Here is a 22,729-nt window from a genome sequence, read left to right as displayed (position 1 = left end):
GGGTGCGTGCGTGATCAGGCACATCAGAAAGCGGTGGCTGCTGGCGCTGCCGCTTTGTGTTCTGGGGCTGCTGCTTGCGCTGCTGATACTGGACCGGCTGTCGCCACTGCCGCTTAAAGCGGTCCAGCCTGCGCGAGTGGTGGTCGCGGAGGACGGTACGCCGCTGTGGCGATTTGCCGACAGTCAGGGGATCTGGCGCTATCCGGTCACGCCCGAAGAGGTTTCGCCCGCCTATATCCAGGCGTTGCTGACCTATGAAGATCGCTGGTTCTGGTATCACCCTGGTATTAATCCGCTGTCTGTGCTGCGGGCCGCCTGGCAGAATCTTCGCTATCGTAGTGTGATTTCCGGTGGCAGCACCTTAACGATGCAGGTGGCACGGCTTATCGACCCGCAGCCGCGGACGCTGCGCGGCAAGCTGATTCAGACATGGCGAGCCCTCCAACTGGAGTGGCACCTGTCAAAACGCGACATCCTGACGCTTTATCTTAATCGCGCGCCCTTTGGCGGCACGCTGGAAGGCATTGGCGCAGCCAGCTGGAGCTGGCTGGGCAAAGCCCCGTCGCAGTTAACCCGCGGGGAAGCCGCCTTGCTGGCCGTGCTGCCGCAGTCACCCAGCCGCCTGCGGCCCGACCGCTGGCCGGAACGGGCTGAGGCGGCACGTAATAAAGTGCTGGACCGTCTGGCGCAATATCACGTCTGGTCTGCGCGTCAGGTGGCCGAGATCCGCCAGGAACCGGTCTGGCTGCCACCACGGCAAATGCCGCAGATGGCACCCTTGCTGGCCCGGCGGCTGTTGTCGATCAGCACTCACGAAAAAATCGTCTCAACGCTGGACCCGTCGCTGCAGCGTGAGCTGGAAAGTATGACGCTGAACATCAAAAATCAGCTGCCGCCGCGCACCTCGCTGGCCATTCTGGTGGTCGATCACACCACCATGGCCGTACGTGGGTATGTTGGTTCCGTTGACTTTGCTGACGACAACCGCTTCGGGCATGTCGATATGATTGCCAGCGTACGCTCACCGGGATCGATCTTAAAACCCTTTGTTTATGGCATGGCGCTGGATGACGGGCTGATTCATGCCGAGTCGCTGCTGCAGGATGTGCCGCGCCGTTTTGGCGACTACCGTCCGGGTAACTTCGATACCGGTTTTCATGGGCCGGTCAGCGCCAGCGAAGCGCTGGTGCGTTCCCTTAATCTGCCTGCGGTGCAGGTGCTGGAAGCGCTGGGTCCCAAAAATGTCGCGGCCCGCCTGCGCAATGTCGGGCTTAACCTGCGCTTTCCGCCCGGCGCCGAGCCGAATTTGTCATTGATCCTGGGGGGCACCGGCGCGCGCATGGACGAGATCGTTGCGGCGTACAGCGCTTTCGTGCGTCGGGGCAACGCCGCGCAACTGCGCTGGATGCCCGATCAACCGTTGCAGCAGCGGCCTCTGCTTTCGCCCGGCGCGGCGTGGATTATCCGCCGTGTCCTGGCGGGTGAAGCGCAGCCTGCGGGCAAAGGGAACCTGCCTGCGGTTGTACCGCTGGCGTGGAAAACCGGCACCAGCTATGGCTATCGCGATGCCTGGGCGGTGGGCATGAATCCCCGCTATCTGATCGGCGTCTGGGTTGGCCGTCCCGATGCAACGCCCGTCGCAGGGCAGTTTGGTTTTGCGTCTGCCGTTCCCGTGATGAATCAGGTAAACAGCGTACTGATGAACCGTTTAGGCGGACAGGAGGTGCCCGTTGATCCTCGTCCCGCATCGGTTACGGTGGCCAGCATCTGCTGGCCGGGCGGACAACCGCTGCCTGTGGGCGATGAAAACTGCCGCCAGCGCCGCCAGAGCTGGGTGTTGAATGACACATTGCCGCCCACTTTGCTGGCATCGGGCCAGGAAAGCCTCAGCGGTTTACGGTTGCGCTACTGGCTAAATGACCAGGGCCGCCGCGTGGCGGCTGACTGTCCGCACGCTGTCAGCCACGATCGTTTACTGTGGCCCTTACCGCTGGAAGCCTGGCTACCGTTGCAGGAGCGACGGCGTCAGCGGTTACCGGCTATCGACAGTCAGTGCCCGCCACTCACGCAGGGCAGCAGTGCGCCGCTGATTGTCACAGGCGTCATTGACGGGCAACGGGTGCAGCCGTTGCCGGGTAATTCCACCCTGGTCATGCCGGTTGCGGCACAGGGCGGGCAGGGTAATCAGCGCTGGTGGTTTTTGAACGGTGAACCCGTGACGGCGGAAAACCAGAACGGCACGCTGTCGCTGCGTCTTGATCGCTCAGGTGACTATCAACTGGTGGTGATGGATGAAGCCGGGCAGCTTGCGACCGTTAACTTCACACGGGGATGATGGTTTTTTGCGCTAAATCAGATTTGAAAGCCTTCCGCATCGACACAGATCAAGATTTTTCAAGAAATTATGGGTTCTGTGATAGGCAACGTCACACTCAACCCCTATAATCGGCGCCGTTTCTTAGCCGGGGCGTGCGCCCTCGGTTTCTTCAGAACGTCAAGACAGAGGTCATCATGGCAATCGAACGTACTTTTTCTATCATCAAGCCAAACGCCGTCGCGAAAAACGTGATCGGTGCTATCTACAACCGTTTTGAAAGCGCAGGCTTCAAAATTGTTGGCGCAAAAATGCTGCAGCTGAGCAAAGAGCAGGCTGAAGGTTTCTACGCAGAGCACCAGGGCAAGCCGTTCTTCGACGGTCTGGTTGAATTCATGACCTCTGGCCCGGTTGTGGTTTCTGTACTGGAAGGCGAAAATGCCGTTCAGCGTCACCGTGACCTGATGGGTGCAACTAACCCAGCCAACGCACTGGCCGGTACACTGCGTGCTGACTATGCTGACAGCTTCACCGAAAACGCTACTCACGGTTCTGACTCTGCAGAGTCTGCAGCCCGTGAAATCGCGTACTTCTTCGGCGAAAACGAAATCTGCCCACGTACCCGTTAATTACTGACGCGTACACGGCTTTACAAAAATCTGCTGACCCGCGGTCACTCGCACCTGTTATCGGGCAGCAGATGTTGTACAATATTGCGCCTTCATTGAGCCAGCTTAGTGAAGGCGTAATTTTTTCTTTTCCCAACCGCGCCATAACGTGTAACAACGAGGCCAGAGAACACTATGTCCGAACAGATTGTGACGCCCGCGTCCACCTCACCGCTTTCCGTTTCGCCCAAAAGCCAAAAAATTAACCTGCTGGATCTTAACCGTCAGCAGATGCGCGAATTCTTTGTGTCCCTGGGTGAAAAACCGTTCCGTGCCGATCAGGTGATGAAGTGGATTTACCACTACTGCTGCGACGATTTCGAGCAGATGACCGACATCAATAAAAAGCTGCGTAACCGCTTAATGGAACTCACCGAAATTCGCGCGCCGGAAGTGGTCGAAGAGATGCGTTCAACGGACGGCACCATTAAGTGGGCTATTCGCGTGGGCGATCAACTGGTGGAAACGGTATATATCCCGGAAGGCGACCGTGCCACGTTGTGCGTGTCCTCCCAGGTGGGCTGTGCACTGGAATGTAAATTCTGCTCAACGGCGCAACAGGGCTTTAACCGCAATCTGCGCGTCTCCGAAATTATCGGCCAGGTCTGGCGTGCGGCAAAAATTGTCGGTGCAGCCAAACTGACCGGCCAGCGTCCTATCACTAACGTCGTGATGATGGGCATGGGCGAACCTCTGCTCAACCTTAATAACGTCGTCCCGGCAATGGAAATCATGCTGGATGATTTCGGTTTCGGTTTATCAAAACGCCGTGTGACGCTGTCGACCTCGGGCGTGGTTCCGGCTCTCGACAAGCTGGGTGACATGATTGACGTGGCGCTGGCTATCTCGCTGCATGCGCCCAATGATAAACTGCGCGATGACATCGTGCCGATTAACAAGAAGTACAACATCGAAACCTTCCTGGCGGCAGTCAAACGCTATATTGGTAAATCCAACGCCAACCAGGGACGTGTCACGATTGAGTATGTGCTGCTGGACCACGTGAACGACAGCACCGATGATGCGCATGAGCTGGCGGCACTGCTCAAAGAAACACCGTGCAAAATTAACCTGATCCCCTGGAACCCCTTCCCGGGCGCACCTTATGGTCGCAGCTCAAACAGCCGCATTGACCGCTTCGCTAAGGTGCTAATGGACTATGGCTTTACCACCATTGTGCGTAAAACCCGCGGGGACGATATTGATGCCGCCTGTGGTCAGCTGGCGGGTGAAGTCATCGACCGCACCAAACGTACCCTGCGTAAGAAGATGGCCGGTGAAGCCATATCTGTGAAGGCGATCTGAAAGGCGGACGAACAGGGTTTCTGATCGGTTACCGGCGTGGCAGGCTGCAGCTCACCACACGGATGACAGGGAGGAAACCTTATGCGCAAAGGAGCAGGCGCGCGGCTACTGGCCGTTTTTGTTGTAAGCGGTTGTGTCAGTTCACCGTCGCAACCCGGGGCCGCAGAATTGCGTTTACAGCTGGGTATGCATTACCTTGCCGTAAACGATTACAGTGCGGCGCGCCGTAATTTCCTTCGCGCGCAGGCGGCAGCGCCAAAGGATTATCGGGTGCAGCTGGCCTTTGCCAGGCTCGCTCAGCGTCAAGGGCAAACTTCTGCTGCGCATCTTCATTTTTTACAGGCGCAGCAAATTGCCCCATATAATGGTTACATCGCTAACAATTACGGTGCGTTTCTTTGCACTTTAGGGCAGTATGATGAAGCGCATCAACAGTTTATCCGGGCAAAAGATGCGCAGGAAGGAGACGCCCGCATCGATGCGTACGAACTGTCGGGATATTGTTATCTGCGGGCAGGGGACAGACAGTCAGCGCGAGCAGCATTGTCTTATGCGCGTGATGCGGACAGAAGTAAGGGAGAATCGCTGCTGGCTGAAGCTGAAAGAGCGGTCGAACATGACCAATGGGCTAACCTGGCGCTATTGTTAGAGCTTTACCAGCCGCTGCCGGAGACGGCACGCAGCCTGGCGTTACACATACGTTTCGCCGCGCAACAGGGAAATCACGCAGACGTTTCACGTTATGGCGACCAGTTAGCGCGACGTTTTCCGCAATCGATACAGTACCAGCGTTATTTAGCTAATGAATACTGAAGCCACTCAAGAAAATTCTGCAGTTCATTCCACAGGTGCCCGCCTGCGTATCGCCCGTGAGCAAATGGGACTTACGCAGCAAAATGTCGCTGAACGCCTGTGCCTTAAACTTTCTACCGTGCGTGATATTGAAGAAGACAAGTCACCTGCGGATTTAGCCTCTACCTTCCTGCGCGGTTATATTCGTTCCTATGCGCGTCTGGTGCATATTCCTGAAGAGGAACTGCTGCCGATGATGGCAAAACAGACGCCAGTGCGGGCAGCCAAAATCGAACCGATGCAAAGCTTCTCATTGGGTAAACGCCGCAAGAAGCGGGACGGCTGGTTAATGATCTTCACCTGGCTGGTGGTCTTTGTTGTCGTTGGTCTGACGGGGGCCTGGTGGTGGCAAAACCATAAAGCCTCTCAGGATGAACTGGTGTCGATGGCCGACCAAAACGGCAGCAGCGGTGACAACAGCCAGTCGATTCCCTTAGGGCAAAACAGTGGTTCGTCCTCCGCGCCAGCGGATAACAGTACCAGCGTGCCGTTAACCAGTGGAAACAGCGCGGCGAACCCTGCTCCTGCTAACAGCGGCACAGCGGCCAGCACGCCCGCTGAAAACGACAACGCAAATGCAGCCACCTCCTCTTCGGCAGAGAACAATGCCGTGGTTTCACCCAGTCAGGCACCCGTAGAGAACACTACCGCACCGACGTCGTCGAACGCTACGCAGCCCATGCCTGTGGGCGCAGCGGCCGTCAGCGAACCTGCCGCCGATCCGAATGCGGTGGTGATGACTTTCACGGCTGATTGCTGGCTGGAAGTCAGCGATGCGACGGGCAAAAAACTGTTTAGCGGTATTCAGCGCAGTGGCGGTAAACTGAGCCTGTCAGGAACGGCCCCGTATCGTCTGAAAATTGGTGCGCCGGCAGCTGTTCATGTCGAATATCAGAATAAACCCGTTGATTTAAGTCGCTTTATCCGTAATAACCAGGTTGCTCGCCTGACGTTGGGTGCGCAATAACAGCGTAACGCGTGTTCCGGGCAATTGTGGAGAAGAAATATGCATAACCAAGCACCCATTATCCGCCGTAAGTCCAAACGTATTTACGTCGGCCAGGTGCCGATTGGCGATGGTGCGCCCATCGCCGTTCAGTCAATGACGAACACCCGCACCACCGATGTGGCCGCGACGGTCAGTCAGATCAAAGCCCTTGAGCGCGTGGGGGTGGATATCGTTCGCGTGTCGGTGCCCACGATGGATGCCGCCGAAGCGTTTAAACTGATTAAGCAGCAGGTCAATGTCCCGCTGGTCGCCGATATCCATTTTGACTACCGTATCGCGCTGAAAGTGGCGGAGTACGGTGTGGATTGCCTGCGCATCAACCCCGGCAACATTGGTAACAACGAGCGTATCCGCTCTGTTGTCGACTGTGCCCGCGATAAAAATATTCCCATCCGCATCGGGGTTAACGCCGGATCGCTGGAAAAAGATCTGCAGGAAAAATACGGCGAACCTACGCCGCAGGCTCTGCTGGAATCGGCCATGCGTCACGTCGATCATCTGGATCGCCTCAACTTCGATCAGTTTAAAGTCAGCGTAAAAGCCTCGGATGTGTTCCTGGCCGTTGAGTCCTATCGTCTGCTGGCCAAACAAATTGAGCAGCCGCTGCACTTGGGGATCACCGAAGCGGGCGGCGCACGCGCAGGGGCAGTAAAATCCGCTATTGGTCTGGGATTACTGCTTTCAGAAGGCATCGGCGACACACTGCGTATCTCGCTGGCCGCTGACCCGGTGGAAGAAGTCAAAGTGGGCTTTGATATCCTGAAGTCGCTGCGTATCCGTTCACGCGGCATTAACTTCATTGCCTGCCCGACCTGTTCTCGTCAGGAGTTTGACGTGATTGGCACGGTAAACGCGCTGGAGCAGCGACTGGAAGACATTATCACGCCGATGGATGTCTCTATCATTGGCTGTGTGGTGAATGGCCCGGGCGAAGCGACAGTGTCCACGCTGGGCGTGACCGGCAGCAACAAGAAAAGCGGTTTCTACGAAGACGGTGTCCGTCAGCGCGATCGTCTCGACAATGACAATATGATCGATCAACTGGAAGCACGCATTCGCGCCAAAGCGGCGATGCTGGATGAAACGCGTCGTATCGACGTACAGCAACTGGAAAAATAATCCTTTGCGCGTACGGCATGCACGACTTTTTTAGCTGAGCCTGTGCGGTTTCATCCTCATGAGGTATGATGCCGGACAGGTTTTTTTGCATTAAGAGATTTTAACGTGGCGAAGAATATTCAAGCGATTCGCGGGATGAACGATTTTCTGCCTGCGGATACGGCCATCTGGCAACGAGTTGAAGATGTCCTGAAGTCCGTGCTGGCGAGTTATGGTTACAGCGAAATTCGCTTACCTATTGTAGAGCAAACTCCCCTGTTCAAACGTGCAATCGGTGAAGTCACCGATGTGGTTGAAAAAGAGATGTACACCTTTGACGATCGTAATGGCGAAAGCCTGACGCTTCGTCCGGAAGGGACGGCAGGCTGCGTGCGTGCCGGTATCGAACACGGCTTGCTTTACAATCAGGAACAGCGCCTGTGGTACATGGGCCCTATGTTTCGCTACGAGCGTCCGCAAAAAGGGCGCTATCGCCAGTTCCACCAGATTGGTGTGGAAGTCTTTGGCCTGCAGGGGCCGGATATTGATGCCGAGCTGATTATGCTGAACGCCCGCTGGTGGAAAGCGTTAGGTATCGCCGACCATGTGCGCCTTGAACTGAACTCTATCGGTTCACTTGACGCGCGCGCCAGTTACCGCGAGGCGCTGGTTGCCTTTCTGGAACAGCATAAAGAGGCGCTGGACGAGGACTGCAAACGCCGCATGTACAGCAACCCAATGCGCGTGCTTGACAGTAAAAACCCGGATATTCAGACGCTGCTGAACGATGCGCCTCAGCTTGGTGACTTCCTCGATGAAGAATCACGTGCCCACTTCGATGGCCTGCGTGCGTTGTTAGATGATGCCGGTATCGCTTACACGGTGAATCAGCGCCTGGTACGTGGGCTCGATTACTACAACCGCACGGTGATTGAATGGGTCACCGACAGCCTCGGCTCGCAGGGCACCGTATGCGGCGGCGGACGTTACGATGGCCTGGTCGAACAACTGGGTGGACGTGCGACGCCAGGTGTCGGTTTTGCCATGGGCATGGAGCGTCTGGTGTTGTTAGTGCAGGCGGTGAACCCAGAATTTGAACCCGCGCGTAATGTCGATGTCTATGTTATCGCCTCAGGTCAGGGCGTTCAGTCAGCGGCAATGCAGCTGGCCGAAAAATTGCGTGATCAGCTGCCCGACATGAAGCTGATGACTAACTTCGGCGGCGGGAACTTCAAGAAGCAATTTGCACGCGCAGATAAGTGGGGCGCTCGCGTGGCGCTGGTGCTGGGTGAAGATGAACAGAAAGCCGGCCAGGTCGTGATTAAAGATCTGCGCAATGGCGAACAGCAAACGCTGGCGCAGGCGGATGCTGCGGCTGCACTGCGCACGCTGTTACAGTAAGCGCGTTATGGCACAACCATTGAAAGGAGAGGGATTGCGTGGAAGTGTATAGCAATGAGAACGAACAGGTTGATGCGCTGCGTCGCTTTTTCGCCAACAACGGTAAAGCATTAGCCATTGGTGTGGTTATCGGTATTGCTGCATTAGGTGGCTGGCGTTACTGGTCGAGCCATGAGCAGGACTCTGCTAAAACCGTGTCGGCTGAGTACCAGAAACTCACCAGCGCCATGCAGGTCAGCAAGCCTGAAACGCTGGAAGCCGTTAACACGTTTGCCCGCGAAAACAGCAATACCTATGGTGCCCTGGCGGCGCTGGATCTGGCGAAGCAGTATGTCGACAGCAATCAGCTGGACAAGGCCGAGAGCCTGCTGCAAAACGGATTAAAAGACACCAAAGATGCCAATCTGCAGGCGGTAATTAACCTGCGCCTGGCACGCATTCAACTGCAACAGAATCAGGCTGATGCGGCACTTAAAACCCTTGACGGTGTGAAGGGTGATGGCTGGACAGCCATTGTGGCTGACATCCGCGGCGAAGCGCTGCTGAGCAAAGGCGATAAGCAGGGCGCGCGCGATGCATGGAGCAAAGGCGTCGAATCTGACGCGTCTCCGGCGCTGAAGCAAATGATGCAGATGAAGATGAATAACTTAAGCTAAGCCAGTCAAGAGAGAGCGCATGGAATTACGTAAATACCTGCTGCCGGGGCTGATTTCAGTCACCCTGCTCAGCGGTTGCTCGCTGTTCAGCGGCGAAGAAGATGTAGTGAAAATGGCCCCATTGCCGAAAGTGGAAAACCAGTTCACGCCGAAGACAGTATGGAGTACAGGCGTGGGCGACGGGATTGGCGATTTCTATTCCAACCTGCATCCGACCTGGCAAGACGGCACCGTTTATGCGGCTGACCGCTTTGGTATCGTAAAAGCGCTCGATGCAGCGGATGGCAAAGAAAAATGGAAAGTCGACCTCTCTGAGAAAACCGGCTTCTTCTCTAAAAACCTGTCTGCCATGCTGTCCGGTGGTATTACCGTCAGCGGCGATCGCCTGTATATCGGCAGTGAGCGCGGTCAGGTTTATGCCCTGAACACCAGTGATGGTTCGATTGTATGGCAAGCCAAAGCGGCTGGCGAAGCGCTGTCGCGTCCTGTGGTCAGCGATGGCCTGGTGCTGATTCATACCAGTAACGGTATGTTGCAGGGTCTGGATCAGGCGACCGGGGCGGTGAAGTGGACCGTGAACCTGGACATGCCTACGCTGTCGCTGCGCGGTGAATCAGCCCCGTCAGTTGCCTTTGGTGGCGCGATTGTGGGTGGCGACAACGGACGCGTCAGCGCCGTGATCATGAATCAGGGCCAGTTGATTTGGCAGCAGCGTATTTCACAGCCGAGCGGGGCGACGGAAATCGACCGCCTGAGCGACGTGGATACCACGCCGATCATCGTAAATGGTGTGGTTTACGCGCTGGCGTACAATGGCAACCTTTCCGCACTGGATCTGCGTTCAGGGCAGATTTTATGGAAACGTGAAATTGGCGGCGTGAAAGATCTGATTGTCGATGCCGGGCGTATCTACCTGGTGGATCAGGACGATCGTGTGATTGCCCTGAATGCGGATGGCGGTGTCGCTATCTGGCGTCAAAGCGAGCTGCTGCATCGTAATCTGACCTCACCGGTGCTGTATAATGGCTACATCGTCGTCGGTGACGGCGAAGGCTACCTGCACTGGCTGAACACCACGGATGGCCGCTTTGTTGCCCAGCAAAAACTGGACAGCTCGGGCTTCCAGACTGAGCCTGTTGTCGCCAGCGACAAGCTGCTGATTCAGTCGAAAGATGGTGAAGTTTATGCCATTACCCGCTAACGGGTAAGTTGTCAGGCAGGGTTATCCTTCCGGCACAGCGGCTCCTGATTTCATCAGGGGCCGTTTCGTTTTTAGTCAGGCATGGTATCCTTTGCGCCGTAAGCCTGAACTGAACGGCTAAAGCCGTTATAATCACGCCATTCGGGCGAATTAATACATTATTGAGGCATTGTTATGGTACCTGTGGTCGCGCTGGTTGGGCGTCCCAATGTGGGAAAATCTACGCTGTTTAACCGTTTAACTCGCACACGAGATGCGCTGGTAGCGGATTTTCCTGGACTGACTCGCGATCGCAAATATGGTCGCGCCGAAGTGGAAGGGCGCGAATTCATTGTTATCGATACCGGCGGTATTGATGGCACCGAAGACGGTGTTGAAACGCGTATGGCGGAACAGTCGCTGCTGGCGATTGAAGAAGCCGACGTGGTGCTGTTTATGGTGGATGCCCGTGCAGGCATGATGCCCGCCGATCAGCAAATTGCAAAACATCTGCGCGCACGTCAAAAAGCGACATTCCTGGTCGCGAATAAAACGGACGGGCTCGATCCGGATCAGGCGATTGTGGATTTCTATTCACTGGGTCTGGGGGAGATTTACGCTATCGCCGCGTCCCACGGCCGTGGTGTGACCAGCCTGCTGGAGACGGCGCTGCTGCCGTGGATGGAAAAGGTTGATCCCGTAGAAGTCACCGAAGAAGATGAAAACGAAGCCTACTGGGCCGCGTTAGCCGCAGAAGAGAACGGTGAGGAAGAGGAAGAAGAGGACGATTTCGACCCGACCACACTGCCGATCAAGCTGGCGATTGTCGGACGTCCAAACGTCGGTAAGTCTACGCTGACTAACCGCATTCTGGGTGAAGATCGCGTGGTCGTTTATGACATGCCAGGCACCACGCGCGACAGTATCTACATCCCGATGGAACGTGACGATCGTGAATATGTGCTGATCGATACCGCCGGGGTGCGTAAGCGCGGCAAAATCACCGATACGGTGGAGAAATTCTCGGTCATCAAAACCCTGCAGGCGATTGAAGACGCTAACGTGGTAATGCTGGTGATCGATGCGCGCGCCGGCATTTCCGATCAGGATTTGTCACTGCTCGGCTTTATCCTGAACAGCGGCCGCTCACTGGTGATCGTGGTGAACAAGTGGGATGGTCTGTCGCAGGAAGTGCGTGATGAAGTCAAAGAGACGCTGGACTTCCGTCTGGGCTTCATCGACTTTGCGCGCGTGCACTTTATTTCTGCGCTGCATGGCAGCGGTGTAGGCAACCTGTTTGAATCGGTAACCGAAGCGTACGACTGCTCAACGAAGCGTGTAAACACCTCGCTGCTGACGCGCATCATGAACATGGCGGCAGAAGACCATCAGCCACCGCTGGTGCGTGGTCGCCGCGTTAAGCTGAAGTACGCCCACGCGGGTGGCTATAACCCACCGATTGTGGTGATTCACGGCAACCAGGTGAAAGATTTACCGGACTCCTACAAGCGTTACCTGATGAACTATTTCCGTCGTTCTCTGAACGTAATGGGCACGCCAATCCGCATTCAGTTTAAAGAGGGTGAAAACCCGTATGAAGGCAAGCGTAACCTGTTAACGCCAACGCAACAGCGTAAGCGTAAGCGTCTGATGGCGCACATGAAGAAAAATAAGCGTTAACTAATCGAGGGCCAGATGGCCCTCTTTTTTTGCCCTGGCATTGTGCTTATTTACACAATGGTGAAAAACGCTGCGCCAGAACTGTGGGCATTTCGTACCCGACAGCGGCAAGGTCCACTGCACAGGATGGGATATCCGCTGTCACAGGGCGCCTGTCTGTCCCGATTGTCATCAATCCTTACGTGACTGAGGCGAGGTGACTGATGACGTCTTCCAGCATGCGGGTTTACTTTCCCGATACCGACTGACGTACATCCTTGTCCCCTTAAAAGCTCAAAACATCACTTTAGTTGTCCGCTGGGCTACTCTCTGGATCGGCGTGGCCTTATCCAGCGTAAAAATTTGTAGCGAAAATGCTATTGCTTAGTAACAAACAGGTTTAAAACTTCACTGCATAACGTACCAGGTGGTACAATTTCGCCGCGTCATGACGGAGTATCGCCTGCTCTGGCTTCCTCCGGAAACATATCATTCATTTCATGGACGCAGGTCTGATTTAATTGGAATTAAAACAACGCTGTCTCATTAACCTGCAACGTTAACCGCGATACGCGCGAAAAGCGGCGGGCGAAAGAGCGGACTTTGTTTATCAGGAGAGTAAGTGTTATGGCTGAAACATCCTCTCGATCCGGTAAAGGATTGAGAATATGGTCTGTGCTGCTCGGGCTGGTGCTACTGGCAACCGGCCTGTTCTTTGCTGTTGGCGGGGGACAACTCGCAACGCTTGGCGGCAGTTGGTATTTCCTGGTTGCGGGCATCGTTATCGTGCTGTCAGCCATTCAGTTTTTCCGGGCAAAATCCTCAGCGGTTGTGCTTTTCCTGCTGGTATTTTTAGGGACTCTGGTCTGGGCGGTGGTGGACGCTGGCCTGGTCTTCTGGCCACTGGTTTCTCGCCTGATGGTGCCCGCCGGTTTAATGATTCTGGCCTTCCTTACCTGGCCCGCCTTACGCAAGCGCGAGAATAAACCTTCGCTGGCAAAACTCTCTTATGCGCTGTCTGCCGTCATCGCCGTGGGTATGGTGGCTACATTAGTCCAGATGTTCCAGCCGCATCCAACCGTGGCGGCAACGGGTCCTGAACTGCCGCTGATTCCGGTAGAGAAATCGAAGCAACAGCAAAACTGGGATAACTACGGTAATACCGCTGGCGGCAGCCGTTTTGTCGCGCTCGATCAGATTACCCGTGACAACGTGAAGGATCTGCAGGTTGCCTGGACTTACCGTACGGGCGACATTCCCGAAAGCCCAACCGGTAACGGTGCGGAAGATCAGGAAACGCCGTTGCAGGTCGGTAATACACTTTACCTGTGCACGCCGCACAATAATGTCATCGCCGTCGAAGCTGACAGTGGAAAGCAGATCTGGAAGCGTGAAATCAACGCACAGGCTGAAGTCTGGCCGCGCTGCCGTGGTCTGGCCTATTTCGACGCGACGAAACCGCTGAACCAGCCAACGCAGCCCGGCTCAACGCCAGTACCGGCCGTAACGCTGGCGGCAGAAGACAGCTGTCAGCGCCGTATTCTGATGAATACTATCGATGCGCGCCTGATTGCGATCAACGCCGACAACGGTGAATTCTGTGAAGACTTCGGTAACCATGGCATCGTCGATCTGAAAGCGGGCTTAGGTGATGCGCCGGATCCGCTTTATCAGCTGACTTCAGCCCCAACGCTTGCCGGAACCACGGTGGTCGTGGGCGGCCGCGTGGCGGATAACGTGAAAACCGACATGCCTGGCGGCGTGTTGCGTGGTTTTGATGTGATCACCGGTAAAATGCGCTGGGCGTTTGACCCGGGCAATGTCGATCCTAATGCCATCCTGATGCCTGGCAAGGACTATACGCGCAGTACGCCGAACTCCTGGGCGCCGATGTCGTACGATGCGGCCATGAACACCGTGTTCATTCCTATGGGCAGCTCCTCCGTTGACCTGTGGGGAGCCAATCGTACCGCGCTGGACCATAAATATGGAGCCTCGGTACTCGCGCTGGACGCGACAACCGGTAAAGAGAAGTGGGTTTATCAGACCGTTCATAACGATCTGTGGGACTTTGACCTGCCGATGCAGCCCAGCCTGATCGACTTCCCGATGAAGGATGGCAGCACCAAACCTGCGGTCGTCATCGGCGGTAAAACCGGCATGATTTTTGTGCTGGATCGTCTGACCGGTAAGCCGCTCACCAAGGTTGAAGAGCTGCCGATGCCGCAGGGTGACATCCCGAACGAGCAATATACAAAAACCCAGCCGCATTCGACCGGTATGCCGATGATTGGTAATCAGACGCTGAAAGAGTCGGATATGTGGGGCGCAACCCCGTTCGATCAGCTGGCCTGCCGTATCGCGTTTAAGTCAATGCGCTACAACGGCCTGTTTACCGTACCTGGCACTGATAAGTCGCTGAGTTTCCCGGGTTCACTGGGCGGGATGAACTGGGGCAGTATGTCCACCGATCCGAATAACAACCTGTTGTTTGTTAACGACATGCGTTTAGGATTGTGGGTACAGATGATCCCGGTTGATACCAGCAAAATTTCACGCGGCAGCAACGGGGGGGAAGCCATCAATACCGGTATGGGCGCGGTTCCGTTGAAAGGCACGCCTTATGCCGTGAACAAAAACCGCTTTATGTCACCGTTGGGTATTCCTTGTCAGGCGCCACCGTTTGGTACCCTGTCTGCGATTGACATGAAAACCCAGAAAATCGTCTGGCAGGTGCCGGTAGGTACGGTAGAAGATACCGGTCCGTTCGGCATCAAAATGCGCGCGAAAATGCCTATTGGCATGCCGACGCTGGGCGGTACGCTGGCGACGCAGGGTGGACTGGTGTTTATTGCCGGTACTCAGGACTACTACCTGCGCGCGTTCGATAGCGCCACCGGTAAAGAAGTCTGGAAAGCCCGTTTACCTGTCGGCAGTCAGGGTGGACCGATGAGTTATGTCTCACCGAAAACCGGTAAACAGTACATCGTGATTTCCGCCGGCGGCGCACGCCAGTCGCCGGATCGTGGTGACTATGTGATTGCTTATGCGCTGCCAGACAGCAAATAAGCGACGATAAAACAAAAGGGCCATCGTGGCCCTTTTTTTTGCGTAACGGAAAACCCGTTTTCCCGACAGGATAAGCTGCGGGTTCATAAGACGTGCCGCAGGGCAAACCCGAAGCCGCCTTCTGAGAAGGCGGCTTTGTTACTTACCGTCGCGCAACAGCGACTTGAGTTCTGGCGGCGCCTGTTGCTCGGGAACCAGTATGACGACCGTGCCGGACTGCTGGCGCGTGGCATATTGAATCTGGATGCGGAAGTAACGTTGATCCCCGCGTCCCACCTCTGCTGCTTTTTCCTCGGGTTCGCCCAAAGGCATCGCCCGTTCCAGTACCTGACAGACGTGCGCTTTTTCGGGAGGCGGAAGTTCGCCCAACGGAAATCGACGCTCATTCCGTAAGCCAGGAATAAAAGCAAAGCCGCCTTCTTGCGTTACCACAATCGTTGCGTCATCGGTGAGCTCGGGGAGTTGACTCATAACACGCCTACCTCTTTCCACGCTTGTTCAATTGCGCTCGCCACCGTGGTGTCGAAGCGCTTTTTACCATGCTGCACGGTGAGCTGTGCAAAGGCTTTGAAGTCCGCATCCTGATGTAAATCTTTATCGCACAGCGTGTCGTACCACGCCTGACCCGCTCGCTCCCAGGCATATCCGCCCAGGGCTTTTGCGGCCAGATAAAAGGCACGATTAGGGATCCCGGAGTTCAGGTGCACACCGCCGTTATCCTCACGTGTTTTAATATAGTCCTTCATGTGGCCTGGCTGAGGATCTTTCCCCAGCATCGGGTCATCGTAAGCGGTGCCGGGATGTGACATTGACCGCAGACCTTTACCATTGATGCCTTTTGCCAGCAGCCCTTCACCGATGATCCAGTCGGCCTTATCGGCTGTCTGTTTCAGACTAAACTGTTTCACCAGCGAACCAAACACATCAGACATGGACTCGTTCAACGCACCGGCCTGTTCAAAATAGATCAAACCGGCTTCGGTTTCTGTGACGCCGTGCGACAACTCATGCGCCACCACATCAATCGCAATCGTGAAGCGGTTAAAGATTTCGCCATCACCGTCGCCAAACACCATTTGCTGACCGTTCCAGAACGCGTTTTGGTACTTCTCACCGTAGTGAACCGTCCCAGCTAGTTTCAGACCGTGATTATCCAGAGAATTTCGTTTATAGATTTGCCAGAAAAAGTCGTGTGTGACACCAAGATAGTTCCAGGCTTCGTCGGCAGCAACGTCACCATTTGAAGACTGGCCTTCTTTACGCACCAGCGAGCCAGGTAATGTTTCCTGGTTTTTGGCATCATAGATTTCACGCTCAATCTTCCCGGCCTGCGTGGTTTTTGGCGCTGCCGTCTTTTTCCAGTGTTCAGCCATCAGGTGCTGAACATGGGTCAGTGTACGACGTGCCTGCTCCTGCTGGTGGCCGGTGCCGTGATCGATAATCTTGCGAAGAATATAGGGAGGAATAACGCTGAAGGCCATTTGAGACTCCTTGGCATGAGGGATGTACCAGGAAGTATAGTTAAGAAATGCTTTTCTTTCGTCTCGGTTTTTCAGGAATAAGTTGCGTGACCTGGCTTTCAACCCAGCCATCATCAAGGCGGGTGCGTAACCGATCGCCCTTATTCAACTGACCAGTTTTTTTCACGACCTGTCCATGGGTATCCGTCGTAACGCTGAAACCCCGCGCCAGCGTGGCGAGCGGGCTGACGCCTTCCAGTTGCGCGGCAAGCTGACCAAAACGTTGTTTATCGCGGTTAAGCATTTTTTCCATGGCCTGCTGCAGACGATAGTGCCAGTTCTGCAGACTTTTTTGTGCCTGATACAGGCGTTCTTGTGGCTGCTGTTGGGCCAGCCGCTGTGCCAGGCGATCCTGCTGACGGCTGGCGTGGCGAAGCCGTGTTTCCATCGCATCGCCCAGGCGCTGTTGTAGCCGGAACAGCAGGGTCTGCTGGCGCGCGAGGCGCAACTGCGGATGTTGCTGCTGCAGGCGATGGTCTAAACGGCTGAACAGACGCTGCTGACGCGCCAGATAGTAATCCATTGCCATTTCCAGCCGCTGCTGTTGTGACTGAAGTTGACGCAACAGCTCAAGCTGATTACGGCTGACAATTTCGGCCGCAGCCGATGGCGTTGGGGCGCGCAGGTCAGCGACAAAATCAGCAATCGTGACGTCAGTTTCATGCCCGACAGCACTGACCACGGGAATGTGGCTGGCAAAGATAGCGCGCGCCACGCGCTCGTCATTAAAGCTCCACAGATCTTCCAGCGAACCGCCGCCGCGTCCCACGATTAACACGTCGCACTCTGCCCGCAGGTTAGCGATTTCAATCGCACGTATGATCGCGGCAGGCGCATCTACGCCCTGTACGGCGGTGGGATAAATCACGACCGGTAGTGAGGGATCGCGACGGTGAAGCACACGCAGTACATCGTGCAGCGCCGCGCCGGTAGCAGACGTTATGACGCCGACCTGCTTTGCCGGTTGCGGCAAGGGCTTCTTATGTTCTGGTGCGAACAGGCCTTCCTGCGCCAGCTTTGCTTTCAACTGTTCGAACTGCTGCTGGAGCAGGCCTTCACCGGCGGGATGCATGCTTTCAATAATCAGCTGATAATCGCCGCGCGGTTCATACAGCGTAATATTGGCGCGTACTAAAATCTGCTGACCATGCTGCGGGCGAAAGGTCACACGACGGTTGCTGTTACGAAACATCGCGCAGCGCACCTGTGCACCATCATCTTTCAGCGTGAAGTACCAGTGGCCAGAAGCCGGCTGGGTAAAATTAGAGATTTCGGCACTCAGCCACACCAGGCCCATCTCATTTTCCAGCAGCTGGCGCACTGTGGTATTGAGACGACTTACGGTAAAAATATTGGCGTTCGGTGGCAGCGACATGTGACGAAGATCAAATTCCAAATCAGTAGGTTAATTAGTCGATACTACAGGCCCTGTTGCGCGGATCAAGACTTTTTCTAAAAAACTAGTGGAGGCAATCGATTACGCCCTGTATAATGCCGCGGCAATATTTTATCTATTCTCACGCACCCGAGGTGGAGTATTGCCATGTTAAGAATCGCTAAAGAAGCACTCACTTTCGACGACGTCCTGCTCGTTCCTGCTCACTCCACCGTCCTGCCTAATACGGCCGACCTCAGCACGCAACTGACCAAAAATATTCGCCTGAACATTCCCATGCTTTCTGCTGCGATGGATACCGTGACCGAAGCGGGCCTGGCGATTGCGCTGGCACAGGAAGGCGGTCTGGGCTTCATTCATAAAAACATGTCAATTGAACGCCAGGCAGACGAAGTCCGTAAAGTCAAAAAACATGAAAGCGGCGTGGTTACCGAACCACAGACCGTACTGCCCACCACCACACTGGCCGAAGTTAAAGCGCTGACCGAGCGCAACGGTTTTGCTGGTTACCCTGTGGTGAACGCGAAAAACGAACTGGTGGGCATCATCACCGGTCGCGATGTGCGCTTTGTGACCGATCTGAACCAGCCTGTCACTGCCGTGATGACGCCGAAAGAGCGTCTGGTGACGGTGAAAGAAGGCGAAGCCCGCGACGTTGTTCTGCAAAGAATGCACGAAAAACGCGTCGAGAAAGCCCTGGTCGTGGACGACAGCTTCCATTTGCTGGGCATGATCACCGTAAAAGATTTCCAGAAAGCCGAACGTAAGCCTAATGCCTGTAAAGATGCGCAGGGCCGTCTGCGTGTGGGTGCTGCTGTCGGTGCCGGTGCGGGCAACGAAGAGCGCGTGGATGCACTGGTGGCTGCCGGTGTTGACGTCTTACTGATCGACTCTTCTCATGGCCACTCTGAAGGTGTACTGCAGCGCATCCGGGAAACCCGCGCGAAATACCCTGATCTCGAAATCGTCGGCGGCAACGTGGCGACTGGCGCGGGTGCGCTGGCGCTGGTTGAAGCGGGCGTAAGCGCCGTTAAAGTGGGCATCGGTCCGGGATCCATCTGTACGACCCGTATCGTTACCGGTGTCGGTGTTCCGCAGATCACCGCCGTTTCTGACGCTGTTGCGGCGCTGGAAGGCACGGGCATCCCTGTTATCGCTGACGGCGGTATCCGTTTCTCAGGTGATATCGCCAAAGCCATCGCGGCAGGTGCTTCCTGTGTCATGGTAGGTTCTATGCTGGCAGGTACAGAAGAATCGCCGGGTGAAATCGAACTTTACCAGGGCCGTGCCTTTAAATCTTATCGTGGGATGGGGTCACTGGGTGCGATGTCTAAAGGTTCATCAGACCGTTATTTCCAGACCGACAACGCCGCTGACAAGCTGGTGCCGGAAGGCATCGAAGGCCGTGTAGCCTATAAAGGCCGCCTGAAAGAGATCGTGCATCAGCAAATGGGCGGTCTGCGTTCATGTATGGGTCTGACCGGTTGCCCGACCATTGACGATCTGCGCACTAAAGCAGAATTCGTCCGTATCAGCGGTGCGGGCATCAATGAGAGCCACGTGCACGATGTGACCATCACCAAAGAGTCGCCGAACTACCGCATGGGTTCATAACCCCGCAAGATTTCCCGCCCGGCGACAGCCGGGCGCTTTACTTTATCAAGTCACCGTTTTGGAAAACCCTCAATGACGACGGAAAATATCCATAAGCACCGCATTCTGATTCTCGATTTTGGTTCTCAATACACGCAACTGGTGGCGCGTCGCGTCCGTGAGCTTGGCGTGTACTGTGAACTCTGGGCCTGGGACGTTACCGAAGCGCAGATTCGCGAGTTCAATCCCAGCGGTATCATCCTGTCGGGTGGCCCGGAAAGCACCACCGAACACGACAGTCCGCGCGCACCTGACTACGTTTTCACGGCTGGCGTGCCCGTGCTGGGCGTCTGTTATGGCATGCAAACCATGGCTATGCAGCTGGGTGGTAAGGTCGAAGGCTCTAACGAGCGTGAATTTGGCTATGCGCAGGTAGAGGTGAACACCGCCAGCGCACTGATTCGCGATATCGAGGATGCTATCAGCGCATCAGGCAAACCGTTGCTGGATGTCTGGATGAGTCACGGTGACAAGGTGACCGCGATTCCGGCTGACTTCGTCACCGTTGCCAGCACGGAAACCTGTCCGTTTGCGATTATGGCGAACGAAGAGAAGCGCTTCTATGGCGTGCAGTTCCACCCGGAAGTCACCCATACGCGCCAGGGCCTGCGCATGCTGGAGCGTTTCGTTATCGATATCTGCCAGTGTGAAGCGCTCTGGACACCGGCCAAAATCATTGAGGATGCCGTTGAGCGCCTGCGTGCACAGGTGGGCGACGACAAAGTCATTCTGGGCTTGTCCGGTGGTGTCGATTCCTCTGTGACCGCGATGCTGCTGCACCGTGCGATTGGTAAAAATCTGACCTGCGTTTTCGTGGATAACGGTCTGTTGCGTCTGAACGAAGCGCAGCAGGTGCTGGATATGTTTGGCGATCACTTTGGTCTGAACATTGTTCACGTCGATGGTGAAGCGCGCTTCCTGGATGCGCTGGCCGGAGAAAGTGACCCTGAAGCGAAGCGTAAAATCATTGGCCGCGTTTTCGTCGAAGTCTTTGACGAGCAGGCGCTGCGCCTGGAAGACGTGAAGTGGCTGGCACAGGGCACCATCTATCCGGATGTGATTGAATCCGCTGCCTCTGCCACCGGTAAAGCCCACGTCATCAAATCGCACCACAACGTCGGCGGCCTGCCAAAAGAGATGAAGATGGGCCTGGTCGAGCCATTACGTGAGCTGTTTAAAGACGAAGTGCGTAAGATCGGTCTGGAACTGGGCCTGCCGTACGATATGCTCTATCGCCATCCGTTCCCGGGCCCGGGTCTGGGCGTACGCGTACTGGGTGAGGTGAAGAAAGAGTACTGTGACCTGCTGCGCCGTGCGGATGCCATCTTTATTGAAGAGCTGCATAAAGCCGATCTCTACAATAAAGTCAGCCAGGCCTTTACGGTGTTCCTGCCCGTCCGTTCCGTGGGCGTAATGGGCGATGGCCGTAAATACGACTGGGTCGTTTCACTGCGTGCGGTCGAAACCATCGACTTCATGACTGCCCACTGGGCGCACCTGCCGTATGATTTCCTGGGCCGCGTGTCCAATCGTATCATTAACGAAGTGAACGGCATTTCCCGCGTGGTCTATGACATTTCCGGTAAGCCACCGGCGACGATTGAGTGGGAATGATCCCGCTTTCGGCATAGCCCGACAGTCGGTTATATCAAGCACGAAGCCCGCATGATTGCGGGCTTTTTTATTCTCCGTCCTTCGGCTGTCTTGCGAGACCCTGTCGAAACCTATAAGGCACAGCCTCTGCTGATGCGGAAAAGGGTAACGCGGCACGCCAGGTCGACATATAAGGCAAAAAAATCAGCCGGCATTATCCGGCTGATTTTATTAACAGTATTTCTGCCGGAGAGAAGGAGACGCACCTCCCCGGTCGGGCAATGCTTACTTAAGATGTTCCTTCAGCTCCACGGATGCCTGGCTTATCGCTGTGCGTACCGTTGGCTCTTTACTCAGGGCATTCAGCAAACCAAAGTCGTGGATCATGCCGTTGTAGCGGGTAACGGTTACCGGCACGCCGGCCGCGTCCAGTTTACGGCCAAACGCTTCCCCTTCGTCGCGCAGGACATCCAGTTCGGCGGTCTGAATCAGCGTCGGTGGTAAACCCGCCAGCTCTTCTTTGGTTGCGCGCAGCGGCGAGGCCAGAATGCTGTTCCGATCTTTTTCTGAGGTGGTGTAGTTGTCCCAGAACCACTTCATCATGTTACGGGTCAGGAAGTAGCCATTGGCAAACTGCTTATAAGAAGCATCGTCAAAGTTTGCATCGGTGACAGGCCACAGCATTACATCGTAGCGAATAGCCGGGGTTTTATTCTGCTTAGCCTGCAGCGCAACGGCGGCAACCATATTTCCGCCTACGCTGTTCCCCACCAGAGCCAGGCGCTTACCGTCCACCCCAATTTCAGCGCCGTGTTCGGCTACCCATTTTGTTGCCTCGTAAGCCTGGGTAATGGCGACCGGATAGTGCGCTTCCGGCGAAGGCGTGTAGTTTACAAACACGGCCGCAGCACCGGATTCATTCACGAGATCGCGTACCAGACGTTCATGTGTCGGAAAATCACCCAGCACCCAGCCACCGCCGTGGAAAAACATAAACACAGGCAGTACGCCAGCGGCATGGGCTGGTTTGACTATTGTCAGCGTCAGCGGTTTACCCAGTGCCGTAATGGTCTTTTCAGAAATCTGTGCAGGCGGCAGCGTGGCACCTTTCTGCGCCCCTGTAAGTACCGCACGGGCTTCTTTAGGGGATAAGGTTTCAATCGGTTTTCCGCCGCTACTGTTAAGCGCGTGAAGAAATGCCGCCACGCCAACGGTGGGCTCCGGTGCGTTTTCGACCGGACTGGCCCATGCTGATGTCATCTGGCTGGCTAACAGTAAAGCACCTGCGGTGAGTTTCACTTTCATTGGGGTTTCCTTGTGTTTGCTATTAAGTAGTGTGCTATTTAGTTTGGCTAC

Annotated in this window: 17 protein-coding genes; 13 read left to right on the top strand and 4 right to left on the bottom strand. The window is 55.5% G+C overall.

Annotated elements, in window-relative coordinates:
• The first annotated feature begins 10 nt into the window (after positions 1-10).
• The 11 genes from pbpC (at position 11) to RAC60_RS10085 (ending at position 15,211) form a co-directional block, all read left to right on the top strand.
• The gene (pbpC, locus tag RAC60_RS10135; protein WP_375093535.1) at positions 11-2,335 is read left to right on the top strand and encodes a peptidoglycan glycosyltransferase PbpC; all 2,325 of its coding nucleotides are present in this window, start codon (positions 11-13) and stop codon (positions 2,333-2,335) included.
• Positions 2,336-2,511: 176 nt separating this feature from the next.
• Complete coding sequence (gene ndk / locus RAC60_RS10130) at positions 2,512-2,943, top strand: nucleoside-diphosphate kinase (protein ID WP_003848684.1); 432 nt, start codon at positions 2,512-2,514, stop codon at positions 2,941-2,943.
• A 174-nt stretch (positions 2,944-3,117) separates the two neighbouring features.
• Positions 3,118-4,287, top strand: coding sequence for a bifunctional tRNA (adenosine(37)-C2)-methyltransferase TrmG/ribosomal RNA large subunit methyltransferase RlmN (locus tag RAC60_RS10125; RefSeq protein WP_375093533.1), 1,170 nt, complete (start codon positions 3,118-3,120; stop codon positions 4,285-4,287).
• Between the two features lie 81 nt (positions 4,288-4,368).
• Complete coding sequence (pilW, locus tag RAC60_RS10120) at positions 4,369-5,100, top strand: type IV pilus biogenesis/stability protein PilW (RefSeq protein WP_033740890.1); 732 nt, start codon at positions 4,369-4,371, stop codon at positions 5,098-5,100.
• On the top strand, positions 5,090-6,106 hold the full coding sequence (gene rodZ / locus RAC60_RS10115; RefSeq protein WP_039339986.1) for a cytoskeleton protein RodZ: 1,017 nt from the start codon (positions 5,090-5,092) through the stop codon (positions 6,104-6,106). The genes pilW and rodZ overlap by 11 nt, the downstream gene beginning before the upstream one ends.
• 39 nt (positions 6,107-6,145) lie before the next feature.
• Positions 6,146-7,267, top strand: coding sequence for a flavodoxin-dependent (E)-4-hydroxy-3-methylbut-2-enyl-diphosphate synthase (ispG, locus tag RAC60_RS10110; protein WP_033740886.1), 1,122 nt, complete (start codon positions 6,146-6,148; stop codon positions 7,265-7,267).
• A 105-nt stretch (positions 7,268-7,372) separates the two neighbouring features.
• Entirely contained in the window at positions 7,373-8,647 is a 1,275-nt protein-coding gene (gene hisS, locus RAC60_RS10105; protein ID WP_006120624.1) for a histidine--tRNA ligase, read from the top strand.
• A gap of 38 nt (positions 8,648-8,685) precedes the next feature.
• Entirely contained in the window at positions 8,686-9,303 is a 618-nt protein-coding gene (locus tag RAC60_RS10100) for a YfgM family protein (protein WP_006120623.1), read from the top strand.
• Positions 9,304-9,322: 19 nt separating this feature from the next.
• A complete protein-coding gene (gene bamB / locus RAC60_RS10095) occupies positions 9,323-10,504 on the top strand; it encodes an outer membrane protein assembly factor BamB (RefSeq protein ID WP_375093531.1) in 1,182 nt (393 codons plus the stop codon).
• Positions 10,505-10,678: 174 nt separating this feature from the next.
• Positions 10,679-12,163, top strand: a complete 1,485-nt coding sequence (gene der / locus RAC60_RS10090; RefSeq protein WP_006120621.1) for a ribosome biogenesis GTPase Der — start codon at positions 10,679-10,681, stop codon at positions 12,161-12,163.
• A gap of 606 nt (positions 12,164-12,769) precedes the next feature.
• Positions 12,770-15,211, top strand: coding sequence for a glucose/quinate/shikimate family membrane-bound PQQ-dependent dehydrogenase (locus RAC60_RS10085; RefSeq protein WP_172912857.1), 2,442 nt, complete (start codon positions 12,770-12,772; stop codon positions 15,209-15,211).
• 138 nt (positions 15,212-15,349) lie between these two features.
• Here the strand turns inward: RAC60_RS10085 and RAC60_RS10080 are convergent, their stop codons facing one another.
• From RAC60_RS10080 to xseA, 3 genes are read right to left on the bottom strand one after another with little or no spacing between them, the layout of a single operon-like run.
• A complete protein-coding gene (locus tag RAC60_RS10080; protein WP_033740881.1) occupies positions 15,350-15,682 on the bottom strand; it encodes a protealysin inhibitor emfourin in 333 nt (110 codons plus the stop codon).
• Positions 15,679-16,692: a M4 family metallopeptidase gene (locus RAC60_RS10075; protein WP_375093528.1), complete on the bottom strand. Its 1,014-nt coding sequence runs from the start codon at positions 16,690-16,692 to the stop codon at positions 15,679-15,681. The genes RAC60_RS10080 and RAC60_RS10075 overlap by 4 nt, the downstream gene beginning before the upstream one ends.
• Positions 16,693-16,732: 40 nt before the next feature.
• Positions 16,733-18,106 (bottom strand): exodeoxyribonuclease VII large subunit, encoded by a 1,374-nt coding sequence (gene xseA / locus RAC60_RS10070; RefSeq protein WP_375093526.1) that lies wholly within the window; start codon positions 18,104-18,106, stop codon positions 16,733-16,735.
• Between the two features lie 168 nt (positions 18,107-18,274).
• Here xseA and guaB point away from each other — a divergent pair, with 168 nt between their 5' ends.
• Positions 18,275-19,741: an IMP dehydrogenase gene (guaB, locus tag RAC60_RS10065; protein ID WP_033740877.1), complete on the top strand. Its 1,467-nt coding sequence runs from the start codon at positions 18,275-18,277 to the stop codon at positions 19,739-19,741.
• 72 nt (positions 19,742-19,813) lie between these two features.
• The gene (guaA, locus tag RAC60_RS10060; RefSeq protein ID WP_006120616.1) at positions 19,814-21,394 is read left to right on the top strand and encodes a glutamine-hydrolyzing GMP synthase; all 1,581 of its coding nucleotides are present in this window, start codon (positions 19,814-19,816) and stop codon (positions 21,392-21,394) included.
• A gap of 264 nt (positions 21,395-21,658) precedes the next feature.
• Here guaA and RAC60_RS10055 read toward each other — a convergent pair whose 3' ends face one another.
• Complete coding sequence (locus RAC60_RS10055) at positions 21,659-22,678, bottom strand: alpha/beta hydrolase (RefSeq protein WP_033740876.1); 1,020 nt, start codon at positions 22,676-22,678, stop codon at positions 21,659-21,661.
• Positions 22,679-22,729: the final 51 nt, after the last annotated feature.

This window comes from Pantoea sp. BR_17 (assembly GCF_041955125.1).
In the GTDB taxonomy this organism is placed as follows: Bacteria; Pseudomonadota; Gammaproteobacteria; order Enterobacterales; family Enterobacteriaceae; genus Pantoea; species Pantoea stewartii.
Note: the sequence above shows the minus strand (reverse complement) of the source record. Positions and strands in the feature narration are given on the sequence as shown.